This window comes from Mesorhizobium sp. M1A.F.Ca.IN.020.06.1.1 (assembly GCF_004023265.1).
In the GTDB taxonomy this organism is placed as follows: Bacteria; Pseudomonadota; Alphaproteobacteria; order Rhizobiales; family Rhizobiaceae; genus Mesorhizobium.
Map to the genome: position 1 here is coordinate 1 of NZ_RZSR01000136.1, position 8,942 is coordinate 8,942.

The window sequence follows — 8,942 nt, forward strand, 5'->3', positions numbered from 1 at the left end:
ACGTGCAGCAACTCAATCTTGGGCTGGCGACCACGCTCGACAACTCCAAGACCTACACCAATCAGGTGGCGGCCACCACGCTGCAGCAGGCCAATGCCTACACCGACTCCAAGCTCAGTCAGCTCAATATGGACATGGGTGAGGCTCGGGGCGAGGCGCGTCAGGCCGCCGCGATCGGCCTTGCGGCCGCCTCGCTGCGCTATGACGATCGTCCCGGCAAGGTCAGCGTGGCGGCCGGCGGCGGCTATTGGCGCGGCGAGGGAGCGGTCGCGTTCGGCGCCGGCTACACCAGCGAGGATGGGCGCGCGAGAGCGAACCTCTCGGGCACGACGGCCGGCGGGCACTGGGGTGTCGGCGCGGGCGTCAGCTTCACGTTGAACTGAGCCTCTCCATGCCCCGGCACGCGGTCGCTGCTGTCGCATTCTCCATGGCTTGCCTGCTCCTGTCCGGCCTGCGCGCGGTCGGACAGGAGGCGGTGCCGTCCGCCTATCGGATAAAGCCTTCGGATGTCGCGGTGCCTCCGGACGTCAAGCTCGGCCAGTATCAGCGAACCACCCGCCCGTTCGAGAACTGGATCCTGATCTGCGATGAGAACCTGCAGGCTAGGAAGCGGGTTTGCAACATCAGTCAGTCCTTCATCGACCAGAGCCAGGCACCGGTCTTCAGCTGGTCGCTGGCAGCCGACGAGAAGGGCAAGCCTTTCATGATATTGCGGGCCCCCAGCCAGGCCGACGCCGGAAGCAAGCTTTCGCTCAAATTTGCCGGCCGCAAGCAGCCGGTGGATGTTCAGCTGCATGCCTGCGACGCCTCGGTTTGTGTCGGCTATTTGCCGGTCGGCCCCGTGCTTCGCGAACAGATCGGCAAAGAAACCACCGTCCAGGTTTCCTATTCCCTGCCGTCAGGAGCGACCGTCAGACTTGATGCCCCGCTCCAGGGGCTCAAGGCCGCGCTGTCGGCCATCAACTAGAAAGAGCTTGAGATGACACGCCAATCCATAGAGGACAGAATTCTGACGCGCTCCGAGTCCGTTGCGCTGCCGGAGCCGCCGGCCGGCTCGCCGCCGACGCGTTCGTCGGCCTGGCGGCTGTTGCGGAACACGGCGCTGCTCGGTGCATTCGCCGTCGTGGTCGCGGCGGCGGTCATCGTGTCGTTCCGTGTCTTCCCCTCGCTTGGGACATTCGTGGCCGGCACCGCTTCCGCGCAAGCACAGGCGCCCGAGCAGGCAGAGTCGACGCAAGCCACGCCCGCGCCGGCAGACAGCTCGGCGAACAAGAATCCGTTTCAGGCGCATGTCGCTCAGGCGGGCGTACGCACCTGCGCCAATCTCTTTGCCACGCTCGGACAGGCCCTGACCGCGGGATCGACCTATGCCGTCCAGACGCAATGGGACAAGACCTCGCCCGATACGCACGCCGTGCAGGCGCTCGCCGGGATGAGCTACAATCTGCCGGACTATAAAACCGAGGCGGCCGGTATCGTCTATGCCTCGCCTCTCGGGCAGACCTGCGAGGGCGGCTTCGTGCGCGTGGCGCCGTTCCAGCGCTCTTGTCAGGAGGTCGCCGGCACGCTGCCGAAGGGCAGCCTTTTGGCGGACAACCTTTCGAACACGATGCTTTTCAACCTGGCCAACAATGGCGGCCAGGCGCTGCTGGTCCCAGTCGGGAACACCTGCATCGTCGTCTCGGTCGCACGCATGGGCGGATAGCCGCCGGGCACAACCACCGATCTTGAACAGCTGCATTGGGAGCTACGAACATGCTGATCGACCGTCGCCTCTCATTCCCGCTGCTGGCGGCGCTGGCCGGGCTTACGATCGCCAGCCATGCGGCCGACCTGGTGTCTCCGCCGCCGGCTGAAACGGGCGAGGAAAAGGGCATCTGGGGCGCGATCGCCTATTCGCCCGGCGACGGCCGTCACGGCTTCTTCTGGGGCGCCGACAAGCGTCAGGAAGCGGAAGACATCGCGTTCAAGCACTGTGAGAATGCAGACGGCAAGGGCTGCCGGGTGGTCGAAGTGTTCCGCAACCATCGCCATTGGAACGACGATGACGGCACCGGCTTCCCCTATGAACACTGCGCCGCTCTGTCGGTCGGCAAGCGCCGCGGCGCGGCAACTCCGTTCTGGGGCGCCGCCTCGTCCACGACACGCCGTGAAGCCGAGGACAAGGCCACGGCCCAATGTGGCGGCGAGGCGAGGGAGTGCAAGATCCGCGAATGGGTCTGCACCTGACGGACGGACGAGGCGGTCGCGGCAAGATTCGGATGAGCCCAGTCGCCGGCCTGGCCTAGGCGATCAGAGGGCAGGGCGCTTGGCTACGGCGAGGCCGATGCCCAGCGCGATCATCGCGCCGCCGGACGCCTCCCGCATCCCGCGTATGATGCCGGAACGGCCTGCCGCGCCTTCCCTGATGCGGCCGGCCGCGAAGGCGACCACGATATCGGCCAGCGTGTTGAGCGTCACCGACACGAAGCCGAGCACCATGAACTGCAAGGCGACGTGGCCGGCGCCGAGATCCAGGAATTGCGGAATGAAGGCCAGGAAGAAGGCGGCCGTCTTCGGGTTCAACGCCTCGACCAGCACCCCTTCGCGAAACGCGCGGCCAACGCCGACCGCAGGCGTCGGCGCGCCACCTTCCAGTTTTGTCTTTGCCTCGCGGCGGGCGGACTGGAAGGTGCGCAAGCCGAGCCAGACGAGGTAGACGGCGCCGATCAACTTCAGCGCCGTAAAGAGTTCGGCGCTCGCGAGCACGAGGGCTGAAGCGCCCAGGCTTCCGGCAAGCACATGAACCATGCCGCCCAGGCCCGTCCCGAAACTGGAGGCGACGCCTTCAGCGCGGCCTCCGGCCAGGGTGCGCGCGGCGACATAGAAGATGCCCGGTCCGGGCGTGATGGCAAGCAGCAGCGCCGCGGCGAAGTACAAGGCGAATAGTGTCAGGTCCGGCATGATCGGCTCGCTGGCAATTGGACTGGGTCGGATGTCAAGACGGGATCATTTGGGCGACGTCGCGATCCGAAGGCCGGTCGCTCGCTGCTAGACCAGTGGCGACACCGGCGCGATCGGCCGCGTTGCGGTTCTGGCTCATCTTGCGCTTGCCTTGGAGCCGCGTGATCGGCATGCGCAAGCCGACAATGCCTTTGAGTTGTGCCTGGATGAAATCCGGCGGCGCATCCGATACGGACCAAGGCGAGGGGCGTCCGCCTTCGTGGAGATTGGTCAGGCGCGTGACGATCTCGAGCAGCCTGTCGGCGTCCTCGAAGAATTCGATCGGCCCATAGGCATGAACGGCCAGGTAGTTCCAAGTCGGCACTACCTTTCCGGTCTCCTGCTTGGTCTGATACCAAGCCGGCGTCACATAGGCGTCGGGCCCCATGAAGATCGCCAGGCCATCGCCCAGAACCGGTGCGCGCCACTGCGGATTTGCCTTCGCGACATGGCCGTAGATTGTTCCATGCTCGCCCTCGCTCTCGTTGAGCAAGAGCGGCAATGGCGTCGCCTGCGGTCCTTCCGCCGTGGCGGTGACCAGCGTCGCCAGCCGTGCTGCGCGGATCGTCGCCATGAGGCTCTCCCTGTTGTCATCGCGGAAGGCGGGCGGAATGTACATGGCGGAAACTCCTTGCATTGCATTTAAGGATGCAGGAAAGCTGGCTTGCTTGGAACATCCAGTTTTGCAGGTTTTCGATGGTCCAGTTGGAGCAGGAAGGCGTGGCGCGCCGGATCATCGCGGCGATCAAGGCGCAAATCCACAGCGGCGTTTACCGGCCCGGCGATCGGCTGCCGTCGTCGCGGGCCTTTGCCGCCGAATGGGGCGCGTCGCGAACCACGGTGACGGCGGCCTACAACCAGCTCGACGCCGAAGGCTACCTGATCATTCGGCAGGGCGCGCGTGCCATTGTGGCTCCGGGACTGGAGAGGCCGTCAGGGGCGGCTTCCATCGCGGCTGCCTCGCCACGCAACCTATCGACGTTCGCGCGCAGGCTGCTGGCTCTGCCTTCGCCGGTGGAACAGCAGCCGGCCAAGGTTGCGGATTTCCGCTATGGCGACCTGTCCGGGGCGGACTTCCCGGTCCTGGCTTGGCGACGGGCCTCGAACAAAGCCATTCTGCGGCGCGGCGCACGGTTGCGCTATGGCGACCCGCAGGGATCGCTTGTTCTTCGCAGCGCCCTTCAAACCTATCTCTGGCGCGCACGCGGCATCAACTGCGCGCCGGACCAGATCGCCATCGTCAACGGCTCCCAGCAAGGGCTCGACCTCTGCGCGCGGCTGCTGCTCGACCCCGGCGATCCGTTCGTGATCGAGAATCCGGGCTATATGCTGGCCCGCCATGCCTTCACGGCCGCGGGCGGCGTCGCCGTGCCAGTTGCGGTCGACGCTGACGGGCTAAGGACGGATGCGCTGCCGCCGGCCCGTCTGGCTTACGTCACGCCATCGCACCAGTTTCCGCTCGGCGGCGTGCTTTCGGCGACGCGGCGGCATTCCCTCCTGGCCTGGGCCACGGCATTAGGCGCCTATGTCGTCGAAGACGATTACGACGGCGAATACCGCCACGACATCGCGCCCATCCCGCCTCTGCAGACGCTCGATCCAGGCTCCGTCATTTATGTCGGCACGCTGTCCAAAACGCTCTCGCCCACCTTGCGGCTCGGTTATCTGGTCGTCCCCGCCGGCCTGCGTCGGGCCTTCAGCGAGGCAAAGCGCCTGACCGACCGGCATGCTCCGATGCTGGAGCAGGACGTGTTGGCCGACCTGCTGACGAGCGGCGCTTACGAGCGCCACGTCCGCAGCATCCGCAGGAAAAATGCCGAGCGCCGAAAAGTCCTGCTGCGGGCGCTCGCCGATCATATCGGGCCAAAGGTGACTGTTGCTGGGGCCGACACGGGCCTGCACGTCGTGGCCTGGTTGAACGGCATCGATTCTGGATGCGAGCCGGCGATCATCGCCGACGCACGTGCTGCGGGGATCGGCCTCTATCCGGTATCGCCGCTCTATGATCCGGCCGAGCCGCGGCCCGAAACGGCGGGCTTCATCATGGGATATGCTGGTCTCGACGCGGAGGCGTTGCGCCGCGGCGTTGCGGTGCTGGCGGACATCCTCGCCAAGCACCGCTGACGAACGCCGGATCAAAAGATCTCGTTACTCTCCTGCGGCACCGGCCCCAGCAGGACAGAGTCGTCCGGCACGCCGTTGTCGATCGGAATGGCCCGGCGCTCGGGCATATCGGCCTTCGGCTGGCCAACATCTGCTGTGACCACGACCGGCGTCTTGTTGGGCACGCGGTCATAGAGGTCGATGATGTCCTGATTGATCAGGCGCACGCAGCCCGACGAGACCGACTTGCCGATCGACCACCACTCCGGCGACCCGTGCAGACGATAGAGCGTATCCTGGTTGCCTTTGAAGAGGTAGAGCGCACGCGCCCCGAGCGGGTTCTTGAGCCCGCCGGGCATACCGCCGTTCTTGGCGCTGTATTCCGTCAGTTCCGGCTGGCGCGCGACCATCTCGTCCGGCGGCGTCCATTTCGGCCACTTCTGCTTCCATTGCACCACCGCATCGCCCGACCATTCGAAGCCGGCGCGGCCGAGACCGACGCCGTAGCGGATCGCCTGGCCACCCTCACGCACCAGATAGAGGAAGTGGTTGGTGGTATCGACGACGATGGTGCCCGGGCGCTGTCCGGTCGGATCTGGAACGATCTGGCGCAAATATCTGTGATCGATCTTGTTTACCGGGATGGCCGGCAGGTCGAAGCCGTTGTCGGACATCGGCCCATACATGGTGGCGTAGTCGCCGAGCGGCGGCTCGACGGAGGCCGGCGGTGGCGGCTGCACGGCTGCCGGGCGAGGACCGGTGGTGGAGCAGGCGGAAATCGCCGAAGCAGCGCCAAGGGCCGTGAGATTGAGGAAGCCACGGCGGCTGATGCGGAAGGAAGCGTCTGACATGGTTGCCTTTTCTAGGTCTTGAATTCGCAAGAATGCATGAATCCGCTGGCCGGCGCCGACAGCTGCAATAACAGTCGGCGGTGATAGGCGGTTCCAATTCTGACCTCAGGGTGGACAAACAAAGGCGAAGCTGTGACCGCGACACATCTGTTGCGCTGCAGCAACAGCACCCTCAAACGCCTGCCAGAAGGCCTTCGAGCGAGGGCAGGATCAGCCCCGGCGGAAAATCCCGGTATTCGTCGGGCTGATTGGCGCGATTGATCCAGACGGTGCGGAAGCCGAACCTGGCGGCGCCCGCGACGTCCCAGCGGTTGGAGGACTGGAACGACACCGCCCCCGGATAGAGCCGCCAGCCAGTGACCACCATGTCGTAGACCGAAGGATCGGTCTTGAAGCGCTTGATCTCGTCGACCGAGAAGACGTCGTCCAGGATCTGGTCGAGGGCGGCCGATTTCACCGCCGCCCGCAGCATTTCCGGCGAGCCGTTGGACAGGATCGCGAGCTTCGCTCCCGCTGCTTTCAGTGCCTTCAATACCGCCGGCACTTCCGGATAGCAGTCGAGCCGCCAATAGGCTTCCAGCAGCCTTGCCCTGAGCGCCGGATCGGCCGACGGCACCTTGCGCAGCGCGAAGTCCAGCGCCTGCTCGGTCAGTTGCCAGAAATCGGCATAGGCGCCCATCAGCGTCCGCACCCAGGAATATTCGAGCTGCTTGGCGCGCCAGATTTCGGAGAGAAGCTGGCCGTCCGGCCCGATCTCGCCCGCATGGCGGCGCACCGCGGCGTGCACGTCGAACAACGTGCCATAGGCGTCGAAGACATAGGCTGCATGGTGCATAGGAAGAGTTTTGCGGCGCCCGGCCCTGCCGCGCAAGCGCTGATTGCGGTTAATGCATGTCGCTCAAAAGTGGGCAGCGGTTTTCGGAAAGGATTGCATTAAGACAAAAACCCAACACGCAGGGGCCATCCCTTTCCGTGCGCCGCGCTTTAAGTGCCTCTGGCCTCAAGGATTTTTTCCGATGTCGGTTGACGCCGGCCGTCAAAGCGTCGTCCTATGGCGGCCGGAACTCATCCATACGGACGGCAAACGATGACACTGGCGGCGGCGGCGCAGTCCGCGACATGGACCTATGTGGACGGCGACTGGTACGAGGGCAATGTCGCCATTCTGGGACCGCGCAGCCACGCCATGTGGCTGGGCACCAGCGTGTTCGACGGCGCCCGCTGGTTCGAAGGCGTGGCGCCCGATCTCGATCGTCACGCCGCCCGCGTCAACGCCTCGGCGATCGCGCTCGGCCTGAAGCCTTCCATGACGACGGAGCAGATCGTCGGGCTGACATGGGACGGCCTGAAGAAATTCGACGGCAAGACCGCCGTCTATATCAGGCCGATGTACTGGGCCGAGCATGGCGGCTATATGGGCGTGCCGGCCGACCCGTCCTCGACCCGCTTCTGTCTCTGCCTCTACGAAGCGCCGATGATCCCGCCTTCGGGCTTTTCGATCGGCGTCTCGCCGTTCCGGCGGCCGACCATCGAGACCATGCCGACCAACGCCAAGGCCGGCTGCCTCTATCCCAACAATGGCCGCGCCATCCTCGAGGCCAAGATGCGCGGCTTCGACAACGCGCTGGTGCTCGATATGCTGGGCAATGTCGCCGAGACCGGCACCTCCAACATCTTCCTGGTCAAGGACGGCCATGTGATGACGCCCGCCGCGAACGGCACCTTCCTCTCCGGCATCACCCGCTCGCGCACGATCAACCTGCTCGGCGACTATGGTTTCAGGACCACCGAGAAGACGCTGTCGATCCGCGATTTCCTCGAGGCGGACGAGATCTTCTCGACCGGCAACCATTCGAAGGTGGTGCCGATCACGCGCATCGAGGACCGTAGCCTTCAGCCTGGACCGGTCGCCAAGAAGGCGCGCGAGCTCTATTGGGATTGGGCGCATTCGACTTCCGCCGCCTGAGCGGATAAAAAGGCGTTCGGCGCTTCGTTCCGGAGTTGTCCCAACCCATTCCAGACCTATCTTAGTCCGGTAGTTTCACCGGACTTTTCCTGAGGGAGTACCATCCATGGCTTTTGAGTTGCCCGCTTTGCCCTACGACTACGAGGCCTTGCAGCCTTACATGTCGAAGGAGACGCTGGAGTACCACCACGACAAGCACCACAAAGCCTATGTCGACAACGGCAACAAGCTGGCCGCCGAGGCCGGAATGGGCGACCTGTCGGTCGAAGAGGTCGTGAAACAGTCCTTCGGCAAGAATGCCGGGCTCTTCAACAATGCCGCCCAGCACTACAACCATATCCATTTCTGGAAATGGATGAAGAAGGGCGGCGGCGGCAACAAGCTGCCGGGCGCGCTGCAGAAGGCCGTCGATGCCGATCTCGGCGGCTACGACAAGTTCAAGGCGGACTTCGTCGCCGCCGGCACCACCCAGTTCGGCTCCGGCTGGGCATGGCTTTCGGTCAAGGACGGCAAGCTCGCGATCTCGAAGACCCCCAATGGCGAGAACCCGCTGGTTCATGGCGCTTCGCCGATCCTCGGCGTCGACGTGTGGGAGCACTCCTATTACATCGACTACCGCAACGCGCGGCCGAAATATCTCGAAGCCTTCGTCGACAGCCTGATCAACTGGGATTATGTCCTGGAACTCTACGAGAAGGCGAAAGCTTGATCGACCCTTCCGAAAAGCCCCGGCATGACCGGGGCTTTTCTTTTGCCGGCGCAGGAGGGCAATTCCAGTCAAGAAAATCGTTGCGGCGCGGAGGGAATAATTCCACTGCATCGCCCGTTAACGTCTAGTCGCGAACTCTCTTCACCATGGAGCCAATTGAATGAGAAAGCTTGTCATCGCCATCTCTTTGCTCGCTTTTGCCGGCTCGGCCGCTTATGCCGACCCGATCAAGGATCGCCAGGCCCTGATGAAGGAACGCGGCAAGCTCGCCGGCCAGTTGTCCAAGGTCGTCAAAGGCGAGGAGGCCTTCGACGCCGCCGCTGTGCTGACG

At 64.5% G+C, this 8,942-nt stretch carries 11 protein-coding genes and 1 pseudogene; 8 read left to right on the forward strand and 4 right to left on the reverse strand.

Going from position 1 to position 8,942, the window contains the following annotated elements; translation table 11 throughout:
- The 4 genes from EOA60_RS08795 to EOA60_RS08810 form a co-directional block, all read left to right on the forward strand.
- Positions 1-383 (forward strand): YadA-like family protein (locus tag EOA60_RS08795; protein WP_206628111.1); only part of this gene is annotated, 383 nt, incomplete at its 5' end.
- Between the two features lie 44 nt (positions 384-427).
- Positions 428-967, forward strand: coding sequence for an invasion associated locus B family protein (locus EOA60_RS08800; protein WP_245479221.1), 540 nt, complete (start codon positions 428-430; stop codon positions 965-967).
- Positions 968-979: 12 nt separating this feature from the next.
- Positions 980-1,705: a hypothetical protein gene (locus EOA60_RS08805; RefSeq protein ID WP_095823736.1), complete on the forward strand. Its 726-nt coding sequence runs from the start codon at positions 980-982 to the stop codon at positions 1,703-1,705.
- A gap of 50 nt (positions 1,706-1,755) precedes the next feature.
- Entirely contained in the window at positions 1,756-2,229 is a 474-nt protein-coding gene (locus EOA60_RS08810) for a DUF4189 domain-containing protein (RefSeq protein ID WP_095823735.1), read from the forward strand.
- Between the two features lie 63 nt (positions 2,230-2,292).
- Here the strand turns inward: EOA60_RS08810 and EOA60_RS08815 are convergent, their stop codons facing one another.
- Together EOA60_RS08815 and EOA60_RS08820 are read right to left on the reverse strand one after the other, a co-directional pair.
- The gene (locus EOA60_RS08815) at positions 2,293-2,943 is read right to left on the reverse strand and encodes a LysE family translocator (RefSeq protein ID WP_127335433.1); all 651 of its coding nucleotides are present in this window, start codon (positions 2,941-2,943) and stop codon (positions 2,293-2,295) included.
- A 34-nt stretch (positions 2,944-2,977) separates the two neighbouring features.
- A complete protein-coding gene (locus EOA60_RS08820; RefSeq protein WP_127335432.1) occupies positions 2,978-3,601 on the reverse strand; it encodes an FMN-binding negative transcriptional regulator in 624 nt (207 codons plus the stop codon).
- A 77-nt stretch (positions 3,602-3,678) separates the two neighbouring features.
- On the opposite strand from EOA60_RS08820, the gene EOA60_RS08825 reads away from it, so the two are divergent.
- Positions 3,679-5,106, forward strand: a complete 1,428-nt coding sequence (locus EOA60_RS08825) for a PLP-dependent aminotransferase family protein (protein ID WP_095823919.1) — start codon at positions 3,679-3,681, stop codon at positions 5,104-5,106.
- Between the two features lie 11 nt (positions 5,107-5,117).
- On the opposite strand, the gene EOA60_RS08830 is transcribed toward EOA60_RS08825, so the two are convergent.
- Together EOA60_RS08830 and EOA60_RS08835 are read right to left on the reverse strand one after the other, a co-directional pair.
- On the reverse strand, positions 5,118-5,936 hold the full coding sequence (locus EOA60_RS08830) for a L,D-transpeptidase (protein WP_128311246.1): 819 nt from the start codon (positions 5,934-5,936) through the stop codon (positions 5,118-5,120).
- A gap of 172 nt (positions 5,937-6,108) precedes the next feature.
- Complete coding sequence (locus tag EOA60_RS08835; RefSeq protein ID WP_067320889.1) at positions 6,109-6,771, reverse strand: haloacid dehalogenase type II; 663 nt, start codon at positions 6,769-6,771, stop codon at positions 6,109-6,111.
- 252 nt (positions 6,772-7,023) lie between these two features.
- Between EOA60_RS08835 and EOA60_RS08840 the strand changes: the two genes are divergently transcribed.
- The 3 genes and pseudogenes from EOA60_RS08840 to EOA60_RS39845 all read left to right on the forward strand — a co-directional run.
- Positions 7,024-7,902 (forward strand): branched-chain amino acid aminotransferase, encoded by an 879-nt coding sequence (locus EOA60_RS08840; protein WP_095823732.1) that lies wholly within the window; start codon positions 7,024-7,026, stop codon positions 7,900-7,902.
- A gap of 106 nt (positions 7,903-8,008) precedes the next feature.
- A complete protein-coding gene (locus tag EOA60_RS08845; RefSeq protein ID WP_066997682.1) occupies positions 8,009-8,611 on the forward strand; it encodes a superoxide dismutase in 603 nt (200 codons plus the stop codon).
- 160 nt (positions 8,612-8,771) lie between these two features.
- Positions 8,772-8,942: pseudogene (locus EOA60_RS39845) on the forward strand (cytochrome c); the annotation flags it as partial.

Bases quoted from the DNA above. Each gene is read 5' to 3' on its own strand.
- EOA60_RS08800 (WP_245479221.1), top strand. From the start codon at position 428: ATGGCTTGCCTGCTCCTGTCCGGCCTGCGCGCGGTCGGACAGGAGGCG.
- EOA60_RS08805 (WP_095823736.1), top strand. From the start codon at position 980: ATGACACGCCAATCCATAGAGGACAGAATTCTGACGCGCTCCGAGTCC.
- EOA60_RS08810 (WP_095823735.1), top strand. From the start codon at position 1,756: ATGCTGATCGACCGTCGCCTCTCATTCCCGCTGCTGGCGGCGCTGGCC.
- EOA60_RS08815 (WP_127335433.1), bottom strand. From the start codon at position 2,943: ATGCCGGACCTGACACTATTCGCCTTGTACTTCGCCGCGGCGCTGCTG.
- EOA60_RS08820 (WP_127335432.1), bottom strand. From the start codon at position 3,601: ATGTACATTCCGCCCGCCTTCCGCGATGACAACAGGGAGAGCCTCATG.
- EOA60_RS08825 (WP_095823919.1), top strand. From the start codon at position 3,679: ATGGTCCAGTTGGAGCAGGAAGGCGTGGCGCGCCGGATCATCGCGGCG.
- EOA60_RS08830 (WP_128311246.1), bottom strand. From the start codon at position 5,936: ATGTCAGACGCTTCCTTCCGCATCAGCCGCCGTGGCTTCCTCAATCTC.
- EOA60_RS08835 (WP_067320889.1), bottom strand. From the start codon at position 6,771: ATGCACCATGCAGCCTATGTCTTCGACGCCTATGGCACGTTGTTCGAC.
- EOA60_RS08840 (WP_095823732.1), top strand. From the start codon at position 7,024: ATGACACTGGCGGCGGCGGCGCAGTCCGCGACATGGACCTATGTGGAC.
- EOA60_RS08845 (WP_066997682.1), top strand. From the start codon at position 8,009: ATGGCTTTTGAGTTGCCCGCTTTGCCCTACGACTACGAGGCCTTGCAG.